The 17471-nt window shown below is 66.4% G+C and carries 17 protein-coding genes and 1 tRNA gene; 10 read left to right on the top strand and 8 right to left on the bottom strand.

The features are described 5' to 3' along the window. Positions 1-21: 21 nt before the first annotated feature. The gene (locus tag AC4FS2_RS17045) at positions 22-792 is read right to left on the bottom strand and encodes a hypothetical protein (protein WP_491154826.1); all 771 of its coding nucleotides are present in this window, start codon (positions 790-792) and stop codon (positions 22-24) included. A gap of 5 nt (positions 793-797) precedes the next feature. Next, positions 798-1751 (bottom strand): L-lactate dehydrogenase, encoded by a 954-nt coding sequence (locus tag AC4FS2_RS17040; protein WP_491154825.1) that lies wholly within the window; start codon positions 1749-1751, stop codon positions 798-800. 138 nt (positions 1752-1889) lie between these two features. Between AC4FS2_RS17040 and AC4FS2_RS17035 the strand changes: the two genes are divergently transcribed. The 4 genes from AC4FS2_RS17035 (at position 1890) to AC4FS2_RS17020 (ending at position 4957) form a co-directional block, all read left to right on the top strand. Further along, entirely contained in the window at positions 1890-2729 is an 840-nt protein-coding gene (locus AC4FS2_RS17035) for a class II glutamine amidotransferase (RefSeq protein WP_491154823.1), read from the top strand. A gap of 73 nt (positions 2730-2802) precedes the next feature. Further along, positions 2803-2893: transfer RNA gene (locus AC4FS2_RS17030), tRNA-Ser, on the top strand. A gap of 263 nt (positions 2894-3156) precedes the next feature. After that, positions 3157-4620 carry a protein adenylyltransferase SelO gene (locus tag AC4FS2_RS17025; RefSeq protein ID WP_491154713.1) on the top strand — a complete coding sequence of 488 codons (1464 nt, stop codon included), beginning with the start codon at positions 3157-3159 and terminating at the stop codon, positions 4618-4620. 19 nt (positions 4621-4639) lie between these two features. Further along, entirely contained in the window at positions 4640-4957 is a 318-nt protein-coding gene (locus AC4FS2_RS17020; RefSeq protein ID WP_491154711.1) for a hypothetical protein, read from the top strand. A 222-nt stretch (positions 4958-5179) separates the two neighbouring features. Here AC4FS2_RS17020 and AC4FS2_RS17015 read toward each other — a convergent pair whose 3' ends face one another. Further along, complete coding sequence (locus AC4FS2_RS17015) at positions 5180-5608, bottom strand: ATP-binding protein (protein WP_491154709.1); 429 nt, start codon at positions 5606-5608, stop codon at positions 5180-5182. A gap of 137 nt (positions 5609-5745) precedes the next feature. Here AC4FS2_RS17015 and AC4FS2_RS17010 point away from each other — a divergent pair, with 137 nt between their 5' ends. The 3 genes from AC4FS2_RS17010 to AC4FS2_RS17000 all read left to right on the top strand — a co-directional run bounded on the left by AC4FS2_RS17010 (position 5746) and on the right by AC4FS2_RS17000 (position 8835). Then, positions 5746-6888, top strand: coding sequence for a Gfo/Idh/MocA family protein (locus AC4FS2_RS17010; RefSeq protein ID WP_491154708.1), 1143 nt, complete (start codon positions 5746-5748; stop codon positions 6886-6888). A 67-nt stretch (positions 6889-6955) separates the two neighbouring features. Then, positions 6956-8155 carry an MFS transporter gene (locus AC4FS2_RS17005; protein WP_491177886.1) on the top strand — a complete coding sequence of 400 codons (1200 nt, stop codon included), beginning with the start codon at positions 6956-6958 and terminating at the stop codon, positions 8153-8155. After that, positions 8152-8835: a DsbA family oxidoreductase gene (locus AC4FS2_RS17000; RefSeq protein ID WP_491154705.1), complete on the top strand. Its 684-nt coding sequence runs from the start codon at positions 8152-8154 to the stop codon at positions 8833-8835. Before AC4FS2_RS17005 ends, AC4FS2_RS17000 begins: the two co-directional genes overlap by 4 nt. Here the strand turns inward: AC4FS2_RS17000 and AC4FS2_RS16995 are convergent. Further along, positions 8819-9424 carry a TetR/AcrR family transcriptional regulator gene (locus tag AC4FS2_RS16995; protein WP_491154703.1) on the bottom strand — a complete coding sequence of 202 codons (606 nt, stop codon included), beginning with the start codon at positions 9422-9424 and terminating at the stop codon, positions 8819-8821. The genes AC4FS2_RS17000 and AC4FS2_RS16995 overlap by 17 nt on opposite strands. 456 nt (positions 9425-9880) lie before the next feature. On the opposite strand from AC4FS2_RS16995, the gene AC4FS2_RS16990 reads away from it, so the two are divergent. Next, on the top strand, positions 9881-10654 hold the full coding sequence (locus AC4FS2_RS16990; protein ID WP_491154701.1) for an SDR family NAD(P)-dependent oxidoreductase: 774 nt from the start codon (positions 9881-9883) through the stop codon (positions 10652-10654). A gap of 249 nt (positions 10655-10903) precedes the next feature. Here the strand turns inward: AC4FS2_RS16990 and AC4FS2_RS16985 are convergent, their stop codons facing one another. Then, the gene (locus AC4FS2_RS16985) at positions 10904-11452 is read right to left on the bottom strand and encodes an aldolase/citrate lyase family protein (RefSeq protein WP_491155699.1); all 549 of its coding nucleotides are present in this window, start codon (positions 11450-11452) and stop codon (positions 10904-10906) included. Between AC4FS2_RS16985 and AC4FS2_RS16980 the strand changes: the two genes are divergently transcribed. Beyond that, positions 11378-11548 (top strand): hypothetical protein, encoded by a 171-nt coding sequence (locus AC4FS2_RS16980; RefSeq protein ID WP_491155738.1) that lies wholly within the window; start codon positions 11378-11380, stop codon positions 11546-11548. The genes AC4FS2_RS16985 and AC4FS2_RS16980 overlap by 75 nt on opposite strands. A 379-nt stretch (positions 11549-11927) precedes the next feature. After that, positions 11928-12770, top strand: coding sequence for an alpha/beta fold hydrolase (locus AC4FS2_RS16975; RefSeq protein ID WP_491154700.1), 843 nt, complete (start codon positions 11928-11930; stop codon positions 12768-12770). A 65-nt stretch (positions 12771-12835) separates the two neighbouring features. Here AC4FS2_RS16975 and AC4FS2_RS16970 read toward each other — a convergent pair whose 3' ends face one another. From AC4FS2_RS16970 to AC4FS2_RS16960, 3 genes are all read right to left on the bottom strand, one after another. After that, entirely contained in the window at positions 12836-13297 is a 462-nt protein-coding gene (locus tag AC4FS2_RS16970; protein ID WP_491177883.1) for a carboxymuconolactone decarboxylase family protein, read from the bottom strand. Positions 13298-13452: 155 nt separating this feature from the next. After that, a complete protein-coding gene (locus tag AC4FS2_RS16965) occupies positions 13453-16200 on the bottom strand; it encodes an ATP-binding protein (RefSeq protein ID WP_491154696.1) in 2748 nt (915 codons plus the stop codon). 129 nt (positions 16201-16329) lie between these two features. After that, complete coding sequence (locus AC4FS2_RS16960) at positions 16330-17157, bottom strand: MerR family transcriptional regulator (protein WP_491154695.1); 828 nt, start codon at positions 17155-17157, stop codon at positions 16330-16332. Positions 17158-17471 lie beyond the last annotated feature (314 nt).

The raw sequence follows: 17471 nt of genomic DNA, 5'->3' as shown, positions 1-17471 counted from the left end.
CGCCGTGGGGTCGTGCGCGAGTCAGTCGGGAAACCCGGACGGCTCCTCGAACAGGCTGTCGAACAGCCGGTCGCGCTCTTGGATGCGGCGACGCAGCTCTGTCTGCGCGTCGGCGATCAGCGCCTCGTCGAGCGGGATGCTGTCGACCCTGCTTCGTCCGTGCTGCCGCGCAACGTACGCATCGAGCTCAGGACCAGACTCCCACGACGTGATGAGGCTGTAGCGCGGACCCTCCCCGCGGTGCCACACCGCGTGCCAGAAGCGCTGCGTGTCGACGATGACCCGCGAGCCGGCAGGGAGCGGAAGGCGCACCTCGGACGCGGGATCGAACCTGTCCTCCCGCAGGAGGAGGAGGGAATCAGGGTCGTCGGTGAGGTTGAAGTACCCGCGCACCACCCATCCCGTGCCCTCGGGATTCATTCGGTTGTTGTCATCGTGGTGCAGGTTCCACACCGCATCCGCGTAGGTGTTGGGCTGCAGCTCGACCACGCGGCAGCGTCCGACGTTGGCGCCTGGTTCCTTCGCCCGGGCAGTCAGGACCGGCGCCTTGGCCACCTGAGACGCGATCCACACGCCGTTCTTGTCGGTTCGCGGGGGAGTGTGGTTCCAGAATCCGTTGCACTCGATCTCCCCGGCATAACTCGTCAGGGGAGCGAATCGCGTGATGCCCGACGAGCGCCAGTTCACGTACTCCAGGCCCAACCACTCGGGCGGGTCGGCGGCCTGGTCGTACGCATCGAGAACCGCGTAGCCGGTGTGTTCGAGGATCGGCAGGGTGACGTACGCGGACATCCGCGTTATCCCCTGAGCGACCGCGCCACGGTGGCCAGCGCATCCCCCGAACGACGGAGCAGGGTCAGTTCGTCTTCGGAGAACGACGTCTCCCGGATCGGGACAGCACCGGATGCGCTGACGATCGACGGCACCGACAGTGCGACACCGTCGAGTCCGTGGAAGTCATTCAGAACGGTGCTCACGGGCAGAACCGCGTGCTCGTCGCGCAGGATCGCCTCGATGATCCGGGCGCTCGAGAGGCCGATCGCGTAGTTCGTGGCGCCCTTGCCCTGGATGACCTTGTACGCCGCATCCCGCACGTCGACGGCGATGCTGTCGAGCTCCTCCACGCTCATCCTCGGGTGGCCAGGCGCCTCCCAGTCGAGGATCGGGACAGTGCCGATCGTCGCGCGCGACCACAGGGGGAACTCCGTGTCCCCGTGCTCACCCACGATGTAGGCGTGCACGTTCGACGTGGACACGCCGGCGCGTTGCGCGAGCTTCCAACGAAGCCGCGACGTGTCGAGCACGGTTCCCGAGGAGAAGATGCGCTCAGGCGGCAGGTTGGTGGCCTCCCGTGCGAGCACGGTGAGCACATCGCACGGGTTGGTCACGATGACGTAGATCGCGTCGGGAGCGACCTCGAGCAGCTGCGGCAGCATCGTCTGGATGATCCGGGCGTTCACCTCGGCGAGCTCGATACGGGTCTGCCCGGGGTTCTGCTTCGCGCCGGCGGTGATCACGACGACATGCGAGCCGGCGGCAACCGAGATGTCGCTTCCGCCGACGATGTCGCTCGATCCGGTGAACTGTGTGCCGTGGGCGAGGTCGAGCACCTCGGCCTCCACCTTCGCGGTCGCGATGTCGTAGAGGGCGACGTGGCGGGCTGATCCGCGGATGAGCGCGGCGTACGCCACGCTCGACCCGACGCTGCCCGCACCCACGACGGTCACCTTGGAGTTCTCAATCACGCTCATGGTGTTCAGTCTCGCAGGGGCGTCGTCGCCCGGCTATGGGGTCCCGGGCGGGCGGCATGGCGGTGGGCGGATGCCCGCCGTACGATGCACGCGAGTGCGCCACCATCGGCGCGCGCGAGACGCCGACGTACGGGAGCGATGATGTGTCGCTGGCTGGCCTACTCGGGGGAGCCGCTGGAGCCGTCGGCCCTCGTCCTGGATCCGCAGCATTCGGTGGTCGCGATGTCGCTGAACTCATCGATGGGCACCGAGACCGTCAACGGCGACGGCTTCGGGCTGGGGTGGTATCCCGCGGATGCTGCGCGCCCGCCGCATCCGTCGCTCTTCCGGGGTATCGAGCCGGCGTGGCACGACGAGAACCTCCGCGAGATCTGCCGCTCGGTCCGCAGCCCGCTGTTCTTCGCGCATGTGCGAGCGGCCGCCGGTCCGCCCATCCAACGGACCAATTGCCACCCCTTCCGGCACGACAACCTGCTGTTCATGCACAACGGCTCGATCGCCGGCTTCCCGCTGTTCAAACGCGAACTCGTCCTCGCCATCGATCCCGTGCTCTACCCGCTGATCCTCGGAACCACCGACACGGAGGTACTGTTCCACCTCGCCCTGACCTATGGATTGGCCCACGACCCGATCGGTGCGATGGCCGAGGCGATCCGCACGGTGGAAGAGGCGGGACGTGCCGCCGGGGTGCCGTTTCCCCTGCGCGGCACCGTCGCGATCGCCGATGGCGAGAAGGTGTGGGCGTTCCGGTATTCCTCGAAGGGGCGGTCACCCACCCTGTTCCACTCTGCGGACATGCCGACGCTCCGCCGCATGTTCCCGGATCTCGAACGCCTTTCCCGGTTCGGCGACGAAGCCCGGATCATCGTCTCGGAGCCGCTCAACGATCTCCCCGGCGCCTTCTTGGAGGTGCCGGAGTCGACCGTCATCGTCGTCGACCGTTCCGGATATCACCGCGAGGAGTTCCTCCCCGCGTGAGCAGGATCGGTCGCCGAACAGCGCGGCAGATGCCGATTGGCGGGGCGGCGGCGCGTGACATAAACTCGTCGGCGGTGACGTGTCCGAGCGGCCGAAGGTGCAACTCTCGAAAAGTTGTGTAGGGTAACCCCCTACCGTGGGTTCAAATCCCACCGTCACCGCCATTTTTCCCAGATCAGCGCCCGTTTTCTCGGGCGCTGATCTGCGTTTGAGCCGCAGCTCGAGCCGTCGCGCGGGTTAGGCGTGAACGCGTCGACCTGAATGTCGCCGCGACCGGGACCGGTGCTCCTAGTGCCCCAGCTCGGAGCGCCGTAACGGTCGCGGGACGCTCTCGCATCGAGGTCATTACCCGAAGCATTCCGCGGCCGCGCCCTTACTGTGGGCGGCGCACGGCCCCCGGGGCAGATAGCGGCAGTAGTCTCGGTGCATGGGCTTCGCGCTTCAGTCGACTATCCCTCTGGAGAGCCGATTCGCCCGCGACATGGCCGAGATGGCGCTCCCTTGGCAGGCTGAGGAGTTTCCCGACCCGCAACTACTGGTACTGAACGAGCCGCTGGCAACCGAACTCGGCCTGGACCCAGCTGCGCTGCTGGGGCTGGACGGCGTGAAGATGTTGAGCGGCAATCTTGTTCCCCGTGGAGCCGTTCCGGTGGCGCAGGTTTACGCCGGGCACCAGTTCGGCGCGTACTCCCCTCGTCTGGGCGACGGTCGCGCGCTTCTGCTTGGTGAGGTACTCGACGTCGACGGGCGCCTTCGCGACATCCATCTGAAAGGCTCAGGGCGAACACCGTTCGCCCGAGGCGGCGATGGCCTGGCGGCGGTGGGCCCGATGCTGCGCGAGTACATCATCAGTGAGGCGATGAATGCCCTAGGGGTCCCCACGACACGTTCGCTCGCGGTGATAGCGACGGGGCGCTGGGTGCGCCGCGAAACGCTGCTGCCGGGAGCCGTACTCACTCGAGTCGCAACTAGCCATCTGCGCGTGGGCAGTTTCCAGTACGCACAAGCGACGGGCGACGTACTCCTTCTGCGCCGCCTCGCTGATCACGCGATCAGCCGCCACTACCCCGCTCTGGCGGACGCCGACAATCCCTACCTCTCCCTATTGCAGAGAGTGATCGCGGCACAGGCGTCGCTCATCGCGCAGTGGATGCTCGTCGGTTTCGTGCACGGGGTGATGAACACCGACAACATGACGATCTCCGGGGAGACGATCGACTATGGTCCATGCGCGTTCATGGACGCCTTCGATCCCCGCGCCGTTTACAGCTCCATCGACGTGGGCGGACGCTACGCCTACAGCAGCCAGCCAGCCATCGCCGAATGGAATCTGGCACGGCTAGCAGAATCTCTTCTTCCCATCCTCCACGAGGACCCCGCGAAATCGGTCGCACTAGCGCAGGAGTCGCTCGGGGCGTTCCGCCAGCACTACAGCACCACATGGTCGGCTGGCCTTCTAGCCAAGCTGGGCTTGCGGGACGATTTGGAGGAGAAGGTCACCACCCCCCTGGTGAGCGACCTGCTTGCCCTGCTGCAAGCGACCCGCGTCGACTACACATCGTTTTTCCGAAACCTCACCGACGCCGCCCGAGGCGACTCCGATTCCGTGCGCGCACTGTTCCTCGACCAGTCGGCCTTCGACGCCTGGGCACAACGCTGGGTCGCTCTCCGACCGGACGCCGCGGCGATGGCCCAGGTGAATCCCGTCTACATTCCCCGCAACCACCTCGTTGAAGAAGCGCTTGCCGCCGCGACCGCAGGCGACCTGGCACCCTTTGAGCGGCTCCTGAGCGCGGTAACCACGCCATACACCAACGCCCCCGGCTTCGAACGCTACGCCGCCCCCGCACCAGATACTTTCGGCACTTACCGGACCTTCTGCGGCACCTGACCCTCGCGCCGGAAAAGACGTGGCGCGATTCGCCAACGGCGATGTCGACGTCGACGCGATCCTGGTCATCGGCTACCGGGAGGCGCTCGGCGACAGCAATGAGACCGACAGCCTCACACCGGTCGCCGACTCCCTTCTAAGCGTCACAAAGATCCAGGAAGTGCTCGATGCGCGCATCATCCCGCCTGTCGCCGGCCTGGTCGTCGAGACCTCCCGACCATGCCTGGTCAAAGCGTGCTCGCTATCAATATTGCCTCGTCAGCCTGCGGAGATGCAGCCCTACCTCGTCTACGGTGCGAGCAACATCGTGGGCAAGATCGCAGACAGTACGCGGTAGTCGCAGCCCGCTGCTGAAAAGTTGAGATCCGCTGGCGGGCAGGGAAGTACCAGCGAAGTGCACCCTCGAAACCAGATCCGATAAGAGTTTAAATCCCACCGTCACCGCCATTTATCCCAGATCAGCGCCCCTTTTTTCGGGCGCTTTTCTGCGTTGCGGGAAAGAATTGGGAAAGAACATGAGAGCACTTGGGGCGCTCGAGCCGCGTGATTTTGCGGTTTCTCAGGCGTTGGTGACTCGGGAGCGGCACCTACCCTCATAACGTCCCACGGTAAGTGCGGGCTGGCGAAGGCGACGGGCAGAACCACTATGCCGACGGGAGACTTCAATGCCACTCCAGGTTCTTTCCGCCGCAGCGCTCGCGGAGCACGAGTTACCGGCGAGGGAGGAACTCTGCGTGGTGGACGAGCCCGTCGAGCATGGCTGCGGCGATGATGTCGTCGCCGACGCACCCCAGCGCCCGAACGGCATGTTCGAGGTAAAGAGGATCGAGCCTTCCTCGTAGCGTGACGCCGTGAGCTGGAAGAACGGGCGTCGGCGTCCGCGTCGAGTTAGGTGGACGACCTCGTCCACGATGAGGAGCCGGTTGCGGCGGAGACCTTTCAGTTCGCGCTCAAGACGGGTACCCGGCGTGGGTGACCTTTCTGCCATGGCGATCCAACTAATTTTGGATCGATCGGAATAAAACTATCCCGGTGTGCAGTTCCCATCCACTGTGCCGATCTCAGTCGGCGATCACGGAAGTGCGGGGCCCCGGGGGTATGTGTCCGGTGACGGAGGGATGAGAGATGGCGAGAACAGATGCGTTCGGGAGACCTGTGGGTGGCGAGCGGTCGGAAGCGGGCGAGAGCCCCGCTATCGGTGTGGGCGTCGTTGGCTTGAGTGCGAGCGGAGGTTGGGGGGCAGGCGGACATCTGCCCGCTCTCACCGCAGCGGGGGGCTTCGAGCTGCGCGCCTTGGTAGCAGGGTCGGCTGACTCGTCCCGGGCAGCGAGCGAGCGGTACGGCGTGCCGGCATATGGGTCAGCCGGGGAGTTGGCACACGCGTCAGATGTGGACTTGATCGTGGTCGCAGTCAAGACACCCGCGCACCGGGACCTGCTGTTTCCGACGCTTTCGTCGGGCAAGGCGGTCTTCGTCGAGTGGCCATTCGCGACCAACTTCGCGCAAGCACAAGAGATGGAGTCCGCGGCACGCGGCGTCACGAGCTTCGTCGGTTTGCAGGGTCGCTCCGCTCCCGCTCTGCAGTTTGCCGCCGATCTCATCCGCGAGGGGTACGTCGGGGAGGTCCTGTCGGCGACCGTCTCTTCGTCGCTGGTGGAGTGGGGTTCTCCGGTCAGCGAGCGAATGTTGTACACGCTGGATGCTCGTCTCGGCGCGACCATGCTCGGCATCGGGTTCGGGCACATGATCGACGCCGTCGCAATGATCGTGGGCGAGTTGCGGGATCTTGTCGCGACAACCGCGGTCCGTCGCCCACGAGTTCCGCTGGGCCGCACCGGGCGGTTGGTCGATACGACCGCAGAAGACCAGATCGCCATTTCGGGCACGCTCGAAAGTGGCGCAGTGCTCTCCGTTCATCAGCGAAGCGGGACCGCCGCAGGCGCGTCCTTCTCTATGCGAATCGACGGATCAGCAGGAACGCTTGAGGTGACCGCTCCAAACCATCCCCACCTCTTTCCGGTGCGAATGCGCGGTTCAGAACGACCCGGCGGAGCCCTGTCCGAGCTGTCCGTGCCCGCGGACTATGACCGTGTTCCTCGACTAGCCGGTTCTCCCATCAATTCGCTGGCGAACGCTTACGTCGGAATGAGAGAAGGCATCCGCGGGCGCTCGACGTGGGTTCCTGCCTTCAGCGACGGCACGAAACGCCACGGGCTCCTCGACGCCATCTCGCGCTCTGCGAAGACGGGAACCCGCGTCACTCTTTGACCACTTGAAGACGGCCCCGATCGAGTCGTCCTCGTTCCGACCAAACCCACAAGATGAAAGAACACTGATGACAACTGTTAGTACCCCAACCCCCACGTTGCAGGGATCCAAGTCGAAAGCATGGGCGGGCGTGGTGTCGCTGAGCGCCGGCATTTTCGCCATCGTCATGGCGGAATTCTTGCCGGCGAGTCTCCTTCCACGCATCGCCGAGGGCATCGGCGTCTCGGAGGGCACGGCCGGTCAGACCGTCACAGTCACCGCGCTTGCTGCAGCGGTGGCGGCACTGCTGATCTCCGTCGCGCTCCCGCACGCGGACCGACGTCGGGTGATGATCGGTCTGACGGCTCTTGCCATCGCGTCCAACATCTTGGTCGCGGTCGCGCCGAACGTCTACGTCCTTCTCGGTGCCCGTCTGCTGCTCGGTATCGCGCTGGGCGGATTCTGGGCGATGGCGACTGCCATGGCTGCGCACCTTGTTCATGCCGATCACGTCGGGCGAGCCCTCACTGTGATCAACTCCGGTGTGGCGGTCGCGACGGTCGTCGCCGTTCCGCTCGGCTCGTGGCTGGGAGAGCTGTGGGGATGGCGGGGGGTCTTTGTCCTCGCTGCCGGCGTCGGGCTCGCGGCCCTGGGCATGCAGGCCGCGACTCTTCCGAAGGTGGCGCCAGGTGCAGGCAGTGGCCTGCGCGCCCTGGGCGCCGTGCTCGGCTCAGGAATCGTGCTGCTCGGCCTCCTGGCGATTCTGCTTCAGTTCGCCGGCCACTTCACCGGATTCACTTACATCCGACCGATCGTGGAGGGTATATCGGACATCGATGGTGGCGGTTTCTCCATCCTCCTGTTCGCCTTCGGGATCGCATCGGTCATCGGAACTGCCGTCAGTGGTCCCATGGCCGACCGTGCGACTCGCAGCGGCATCGCGCTGTTCCCCGGGCTTATCGCGCTCGGCACCCTCGTCATCCTTCTCGCCGGAACAACAACTCTCGGTCTGTTCGCCGGTGCCGTTCTCTGGGGATTCGGTTTTGGTGGGATGCCGACCACCGTGCTCAGCTGGGGAGCGCGCACCGAACCTGACCGTCTGGAGCAAATCGGTGGGGTTACGGTCACGGTGGTGAACCTCGCCATCGCGGCCGGTGCGGTGGTTGGCGGGTTCCTGATCGACTCTGTGTCTACCACCAGCGCCCTCACTGTCGCGATCGTCTCCGTTGCTGTCGGAGGACTGCTTCTGCTCCTCCTACGGCGTAGGAGCGGAGCACGCGCATCATGAACGAACCCGTTCAGATCGATACGTGGGGCGACATCGCCTGCCCCTGGTGCTATATCGCCACCCGCCGGATGGACGAGGCGATCGGTATCTTCGTCGGGGCAGGGAACGGTCGACGAACGCGGACACGTTTCCACAGCTTCGAGCTTGCCCCGCACCTTCCAGTGGGAACCACCCGATCGGTGATGGAGTACAACACGATCGAACTGGGCATGGCGGAAGCCGAAGCCGCGGCGGTGCTCGACAGGGTCACACGCCGAGCACGCGCGGTGGACCTTGAGTTGAACTTCGACACCACCCGTGTGACCAACACGATGCTCGCTCATCAGCTGATCCACCTCGCGCGCCGTCAGGGCGTAGAACGAGAAGCGAAGGACGCGTTGTTCGCCGCGTACTTCGAACATGGCCGTAACGTCGGTGATGCCGACGTTCTCGTCGACATCTCACGCGAGATCGGGCTGGCCGCCACCGAAACACGACGCGTCTTGCTCGCTAACGAATACGAGAGCGCCGTCCGGGCGGATGAACGCACCGCCCGCGAAAGGGGATTCACGAGCGTCCCCACGATTGTGATCGATCAGCAGATCTACCTCAGCGGTGCACAGCCCACCGGCACGATCGCTGCGGCGTTGGAATCGGCCTGGCAGCAAAGACAGAACGGGGCGCTCACAGCTTCCAGCTGAGCATCGCGACATCGACAATCTCGTCCAAGTCATCGCGGTCCAGGCCACTCGCCGCCTGGACCGCGATGCCGAACCCAAGCGTTATCACCAACCGAGCCAGCGCAACCGCGTCGGCATCGGCAGGAAGATCCCCCTCCGCAACGGCTCGCGCGAAGCGCACCTCGAGGTTCATCCGCGCCGCGGCCCGCCACTCCACAAGCACATCATGCACGGGGAGGGCGCTTTCACTCGTTGCAAGCGCGCCCTGCACCCCAAGACACCCACGCGGCCACTGAGGCAGAGTGGTCGCCCGTACTGCACCCCGCAAGAACGCCTCTGCCACCTCACGCGCAGTGGGCTTGAGAAGCGAGGCCGCACCGTACGACGCGGGACCCGCCGTGTACCGCTCGAGAACCCTCTCGAACAGCTCTTCCTTGCCCCCGAACGTCCCGTACAGACTTGACCGGCTGATGCCCATCGCGTTCGTCAGATCCCCGAGCGTCGTCCCCTCATAACCTCTCCGCCAGAAGACCTCCAGAGCTTTCTCGACCGCTTCGTCAGGGTCGAACTCACGTGGTCGGCCGACCGGAGCGATAGGCGAAGAGTCCACTCGAAAATCGTACGCCGCCAACGGCTTTCCTCGTCCCGCTTCGCGTGACAAAGGCGAGGTCCGTGAGCCCCGGGCCCCGATGAGCACACCTGACACGCACGTTGCAATCCGCGGCTTGGATCGACCCCACCGCCGGCGTACCCGGCGGCGGCGAACTCGGTGCGCACGCGGCCTCCAGGATTCGAGCACGCGTGGGGGGTGGGGGGGCATCGCGCGCCCGGGGCACGGATGAGGGACTCGTCACGGCAAGCCTCCGATCCTTTCGTCGTGGGGTTGACATGGGCTGCGATAAAGTAAATGATTACTTACCGGAGATGGTTGTGGACGATGCAGTGAGGCGGGCGATCGATCCGACGACCTGCGCTGGATGACCGCCGAACGCATCGAAGTCTCCGGCGGCGCCTTCATCTGACCATCTCCCCGCACCGCAACCCCTACATAGAAAGCAGAAACACCATGTCGCGATTCGCTGGCAAGACCGTCTTCATCACCGGTGCCGCGCGGGGCCAGGGCGCCTCCCACGCGCGCGCGTTCGCTGCCGAAGGAGCAAACGTCGTCCTCGCCGACTTCCGCACAGAGCAAGGCAACGCCATCGCCCAGCAGCTCGACAACGCGCTGTTTGTCGAGCTCGATGTCCGCGACCCCGATGCCTGGCAGGCCGCCGTCGACGCGGCGGAGGCGCGGTTCGGACCGATCTCGATCCTGATCAACAACGCAGGTATCGTCCACACCGCCCACACCATTGCCGACTCCGACCCCGACGAGTGGGACCGTGTCCTGGATACGAACTTGAAAGGCCTGTTCCTCGGCATCCGCGCCGTTGGGCCGTCGATCGTCCGCGCCGGTGGCGGCGCGATCGTGAACGTCGCCTCCAACCAAGGCCACGTCGGAACACCAATGTTCGCCCCCTACGTCAGCAGCAAGTGGGGTGTCCGTGGGCTGACCATGACAGCCGCGATGGAGCTCGCGCGCGACAACATCCGTGTGAACTCCATCAGCCCCGGAGTGGTGGACACCCCGTTGATCACCGAGCCCGTCGCGCCCGGCGAGCGGCCCGCCATCCAGAACGTGTCGCTGGACCAGTTCGCCACAACCCGCACCGCGCAGCCTGAGGAGATCAGCAAGCTCGTGCTGTTCCTGGCGTCCGACGACGCCGCATTCATCACCGGCGCGGACTACCTCGTCGACGGAGGCATGCTCCTCGGCCCGGTCCTTCAAGCCGACAACTGAACTGAGCGGTCTCTACACAGATAGAGCGCCCTGCCGAATCGGATCGGCCGGGCGCTCGTCGCTCATGCGACTAGCCCCAGCGCACTCTCTCGCGGTTGTGAGCCCCGCGAACTGCCGAGCTGCTGGTAGCGCAGGGCTTGTGTCTCAGATCGGAACCGCTCCTGAGCACGACCGTCACAGAAGCCGCAATCTAGCGGCGGCCGCGCCGCCCCCATGAAGTCTGCCCGGCGTCGCGCGAGCGTTGCCTCATCACCGCTCAGATCGGAGTGGCCGAAGCGGTCGCCCGGTTAGGACTCTCCCACTGAGGGTATGCGAGGAGGGCCCGCGCCTGCCGCAGCACCGGCTCGTCGACCATTGACCTCGGAACCGGAAGACTCCGGGGCCGCGTCGCGGCCGCGGCCAGCACCGCCTCCGCCCATGCCCTCTGCCCGGCGGTCGCCGAATGGCGTCGCGAATCGTCTCCACCTGGGAAGGGTGGATGCACGCAGTCGCCGCAAATCCCGAAGCGGCCGCATCCTCGGCCTCGTGCCGCGGCCCCTCCAGGGTCGACGATCTCGAGGTGTGCGGCGTCGATCGCGTTGATACCGTGCGCGCGTGCCGCGAGGATCTCCGATCGCGCCGCCGGGCGACATCCCGGTACGTGCGGTCGGCCAGACGGCTCGACCGTCCGCCCAGGCTCACCACGAGGTCCACAGCGCCCCAGACGAGGGCGAGCGTCGACGAATGAGCTGCGATCGCGCGGGCGTGGACGACTCCGCGCGCGGTCTCGCAGAGCGCGACGACGCGGTACTCCGCGATCGCATCGATCTGCTCCGCGGCCTCGGCCTTGGCCAGCATCACGGGGTCGTAACGCGTGCCGGCGAGCGCCTCCAGGTCGAGCGATATCTCCGGTGATCCGGACGGGTTGTCCGCACGATGGTGCGAGCAGGACCGAGCGGATGCGCTCGGACCGCGGAGCGCGCCGCAGCCTTGTCGGCCGGCGCGACCGCGTCCTCGAGTGCAGGCGGTGCGTGTAAGAGTTCAAATCCCACCGTCACCGCCATCTTTCCCAGATCAGCGCCTCTTTTCAGGGCGCTTTTCTGCGATCGTGAGCAAGAAGTGCGCCCTTCGGCGTTCGCGAGGCTCAGACGCGGGAAGCGATTCGGCGCATGCCGGCGGCCACGGTAAGCGACGCAACGTTTAGACAGAGCGCTGGACTGTGTGGTGGCCACACGGAGTCTCATTGCCATCAGCTTCCGGCATCGGGCTGGTTTGCGCAGGAAAGGGCAAGATCATGGGACGCATCACCGTCGGCTACGAGAACAGCACCCCCGTCGAGCTGTACTACGAGGACCAGGGGGCGGGGCAGCCGGTCGTCCTCATCCACGGCTACCCGCTGGACGGCCACAGCTGGGAGCGTCAGACGCGCGCGCTCCTTGCCGCCGGCTACCGGGTGATCACGTACGACCGACGCGGCTTCGGGCAGTCGTCGAAGGTCGGCGCCGGCTACGACTACGACACCTTCGCCGCCGACCTGAACACGGTGCTGGAGGCGCTGGGCCTGCGCAATGTCGTCCTGGTCGGCTTCTCGATGGGTACCGGAGAGCTCGCCCGGTACGTGGCACGGCATGGACACGAGCGGGTGGCGAAACTCGCCTTCCTCGCCTCGATCGAGCCGTTCCTCGTCGTCCGCGACGACAACCCGGACGGTGTGCCGCAGACGGTCTTCGACGGCATCGCCGCGGCTGCGGCGGGCGACCGGTACGCCTGGTTCACCCAGTTCTACAAAGACTTCTACAACCTGGACGAGAACCTCGGATCCCGGATCAGTCAGGAGGTCGTCACGGGCAGCTGGAACGTCGCGATCACCAGCGCCCCCGTCGCCGCCTACGCGGTGGTGCCGTCCTGGATCGAAGACTTCCGCGCTGACATCGAGGCTGTGCGCGCCAGCGGTACCCCGGCTCTGATCCTGCACGGAACCAAGGACAACATCCTCCCCATCGACGCCACCGGACGCCGCTTCCACGCGGCGTTCCCGGAGGCCGACTATGTCGAAATCGAGGGAGCACCGCACGGCCTGCTGTGGACGCACGCCGAGGAGGTCAACGCCGCGCTGCGCCACTTCCTCGAGAAATAGGACGGCCATCCGGGGCACGGTGCCGGCGCGGACACCGGCGCGCCCGGGTCGCACACCGGTGCGCGTCATCTGACGAGTTTTCCTTCGAGATCCCGAGGACGGACCGGATGCTCGCTGAGGATGGAGATCCGGTTGAACGCATTAATCGCGATCGCCACCCATTCGGTCGCCACGAATGTCGACTCGCCGAGAACAGCGATGGCACCCGACAGCTCGGCGGCCGACTGCTCGGACAGGGGAAGCTCCGTGGTTGCCTCGGCTACCGCGAGTACCGCTCTCTCCCGTTCGTCGAAGAGACCGCTGTCCCGCCAGGCCGGCAGTAGGTCCAGCTTCTGCTGAGATACCCCGGCCTGTCTCGCCTCACGCGAATGCAGGTCGAGGCAGAACGCACAGCCGTTGATCTGTGAGGCGCGCACCTTGATGAGCTCAGACTCCTGCGCGGAGACTCCTCGCCGCACCGCGTCCTCGCGGATCACCGACGAGAACGCGACAACCGCCTTCCAAGCGGCCGGCATCACCTTGTCCACGAACGGACGCATGTGACTCCTCCTATGCTCGTACTCCTCGATATCGGTTCCCGGTCGCTATCCCGTGTGGGAGAGAGAACCGACCCGTGGTCGCAAGCAGACACCGTGTTCTCAGAACGGAGTCAACCGATGACCGCACGGCGCATGCGTCCGCGTCAGGTCAGCTGCAGATCCTTGAGCTGCCTGCGGGACGTGATGTCGAGTTTCCGGAAGATGTTGCGCAGGTGGGATTCGATCGTGCGCGGGCTCAAATACAGCTGCGCGCCGACCTCCCGCGACGTCGCGCCGGTGGCCACCAACCGTGCGATCTGAAGTTCCTGAGCCGTGAGCCCGTCGGTCTGCCGGGCAGTCCGCTTTCGCGGATACTCGCCGGTGGCATGCAGCTCGCGCGCGGCTCGCGCGGCGAACGCCTCGATCCCCATATCTGACAGCAGATCATGGGCGGTGCGGAGTTGCTCGCGAGCCTCGTGGCGGCGCCCTTCGCGGCGCAACCATTCGCCGTAGACCAGGTAAGCACGGGCGGCCTCGCTGGCAATCCTCGACGCGCTGAGCTGGCTGATCGCTTCAAGATAGGACTCTTCGGCGGCGGCGCCGCTGATCGTCAGTGCGCGGGAACGTGCCTCCAGACCGGCAGCCCACGCCGTACCGCTGGCTCGGGTGCGGGCGCTGAGACGCTCGAGTGATTGCGCCGCGGTCTCCGTGTCGCCCGCCCTGACGGACGCCTCGATCAACTCGGGCAGGCCGACGGTGCTGAGGGAGAGTTCGGCAGACTCACACGTCGCGGCCGCCGCCTCCTGCGCGGTCGAGTACTCGCCGAGACCGTTGTGAAGCACCGCGCTCGCGTAGCTGGCGAACGCCGCCTGTGCGCTCCGGATGGGACTCTTGTCCGTCTGGAGAGTGAGGCTGTTCGAACGTTCGACAGCGGCCCGGTCGCCACGCCACGCCGACAGCATGGCCGCGGCATGGCGCAGTGGTGGCACGCCCATCGACTCGGTGATCGCCTCCGCTTCCATGGCGAGCTCTCCCGCTCGGGTGAGCTCGCCGCTGATGGCCAGGATGTTGGCGTGAAGGGTGAGCGCTCTGGGGAGCCCCGCCAGCGCCCCCGTGGAGCGAGACGAGGCGACATTCCGCTCGGCGATCTGGTGCGCGCGCTCATCATCGAGGATGCCGACGGCGACTCGGCCAGCCAGCCAGAGCCACGGCTCGCTCCCCGTCTCCCGTTCGGCGTCTGGGCGCGTCTCGACACTTAGCGCGTCGAGCGCCGAACGCACGACCGGGACGCCCGCCGAGTATCCGTCGACCATCGTCACCGCGAGTCCTTCGAGAAAGAGATCAACGGGCCGAGGGGTCTGGTCCGGTACCGCGGCCAGTGCGGTGCGGGCGATGCTCATCGCGTCGGGGGCGCCACTGACGATCGCCGCATCCAGCGCGTGCAGGTAGGTCTCACGAGACAGCGCAGGGTCGAACGGGGCAAGCGTCGCGGCAGCATGCACCAGCATCTGCGGCACTTCCACGCCGCGAGTGCGATGAAACGCGATCTGAGCGCGCAGCAGTGCGACGCGAGCGACGTGCAACGGGTCGGGCGACCCGTCCTCTGCGGTTGCGAGCAGGTCCAACGCCGCCTCGGATGCCCCGGCGTTGTGCATCGCGTGCGCCGCTTCCAGCGCGCGCCGTGTCCGGTCTGCGACGCCAGGGGTGAGTTCTGTCGACCGCCGCAGGAATGCGCCGGCCGCGGCGTGACCCCCGCGAGACCGCGCCCGCCCTGCCGAGCGTTCCAACTCTGCGGCGACCTCTTCGTCGACCCCCTGGACTGCGTGGGCCCGGTGCCACGCGCGTCGATCGGGATCGAGCGCTGCGTCGGTGGCGGCGGCCAACGCACCGTGGACGCGGCGGCGACTCGCTGCGTCTGCGGACCGGTACACCGCCGAGCGCACAAGAGGGTGGCGAAATCGCACCTTCGAATCGATCTCGATCAGCCCGGCTGCTTCGGCGGGTGCGGATGTATCCGCAGCCGCACCGAGTTCCGCGGACGCCCGGCCGAGCAAGGTGGGGTCGCCGGTGGGATCGGCCGCGGCAGCGAGCAGCAGCAGCTGCGTCGTTTCCGGCAGGTCGCGCGAGCGGCGCAGGAATCCGCGCTCGACACGCTCCGGGACATCCGACAGATCCGGTAGTTCGAAGCCGCCCGCAAGCCTCGCCGCCGGGACGTTCGCCGGCAGCTCCAGCAGGGCGAGGGGGTTTCCTCGCGCTTCCGCGATGATCCGTTCGCGCACCGTCTCGTCCACGGGCGCCCGGAATGCCGTGTCCAACAGCATCCGCGCCGCCGTTCGATCGAGTCCCGTCAACGGCAGCTCGAGCAGGCCGGAGAAGACGCTCATGCAGTCGATGTCGCCGTCGCGGACATCGCGCACGCCGAATGCCATCACCAGCCCCTCGGCATCGATGCGCCGGGCCACGAACGCGAGAACCTCGGCCGAAGCCTGGTCCAGCCACTGCGCGTCATCGATGACACACAGCAACGGCCCGTGCTCGGCGACTTCGGCGACGAGGTTGAGCGTCGCGAGTCCGATCAGGAACTTGTCCGGCGCGGGGCCGCTTCGAGTCCCCAGGGCGACGCCCAGGGCCAACTGCTGCGGCTCGGGCAGGGCGTCCAGGTGATCGAGGAACCGGGCACAGAACTGATGAAGTCCTGCGAAAGCAAACTGCGTCTCGGCCTCGACCCCCGTCGAGGACTCGACGCGGAATCGGGAGACGATCGCCGCATCGCGCAGATGCTCCAGCAGCGCCGTCTTGCCTATTCCCGCAACGCCGCGCACCACCAGCGCCCTGCTGTGCCCGGCTTGCGCCGCGACCAGCAGCTGCTCGACGGTGTGGCGCTCCCGGTCTCTACCCAGAAGCTGCGACACGGTCGCTCCCGATACGCGGCACTCGCCCCCTGCAACCGAAGCATGTGGTCACCACATCATTATGCGGAAGCAGACACACAGACGGCTACGAAGGGCAACGCCGCGTGCACGGGCGCGCTCGCGGGGCGATCATTTATCGGAGAGGGATGCCTCGCGGAAAAGCCCTGCCGGGGCTCGCTCGGCCCTGGGTGAACGGGCCCCTTCGAAGGTCTCGGGATTCCCCTGTCCCGTCCGCAACGCGTCGTGCGCCATCGCGCCCGCACGCGAGAAGACGTCGAGTTGGGCGGAGTTGTACAGCTCTGCCACCGCCTCGATGATCGTCCTCTGCGCGACGCGCTTATTCGTGCACAGGTGGCGGCCCGGGTCTCGCAGCCAGGGATAGGTGATGAGGTTCCTGGCGAGCGTCGGCGCGAGGCGTTCGGCCAGGGCCTGCCGGGTCTCCTCACCCGCATCCGGAGGGAGCGCGTTGATCAACTCCCCGACCGCGCCCTCGTCGGCGTCGACTTCCACCATGCGCCGCATATCCGCCATGGCATCCGCGTCGTAGAGCTGCGTGTAGATGTGGATGATCGACGTGTCCGATTCGGACATTCGCGACGCGACGGAGGCGAAGCCCGCCGGCGAATCGGCCGGCGCGTCCTCGCGAAGGATCGTGGCGATGTCCTCCCGCGCTCGCTGCAGGCGCTCGATCTTCGCCTCGAGCTCCGAGTCCACCTTCGATAGGTCGTCCGGAGTGCTTTCGTCCCCGGCGGTCAACCGCTTGATGTGAGACAGCGGCACGCTCAACTCCGCCAGACGTCGGATCCGCAAGAGCCGCACGAGGTCCTGCACCCCGTACTGCTTGTAACCGTTGTACCGGCGTCGGGGCTCGTCGAGCAGGCCGAGTCGATGGTAATGGCGAACGGTATTGACGGTCGTGCCCGCCAGTTCCGCCACTTCACGCGTACTCCAGGTCATCTCAACTTCTTCCGGACCGAGCTTTCTCGCGGCGCCATCAGACAGATCTCTGTGCGCAGTTCACGCCCAGGAGCGTGCCGCCCAGCACTGCAGCCAGGCTGACACCGGCAACGTACCGGGTGTCTTGCTCGCTTGACGTGGCCCGGGCGCGGGCCAGAGGCGACACACTCGGTGCGGGATGCGCCGGCGCTGTGCTGCCGGACTGGGCAGGGATTGATTGTCCGCTCATGGTGGTGTCCGTTCTTGTTGCTCTCCTGGTTGTTCAGTCAGCATCACGGCGGAGGCGAATCTCTCGCGTCGGTGGAAAGCACGTA

This window comes from Microbacterium sp. Z10_103 (assembly GCF_058310455.1).
The sequence above is the reverse complement of the archived record's forward strand: the minus strand, read 5'-3'. Positions and strand labels throughout refer to the sequence as shown.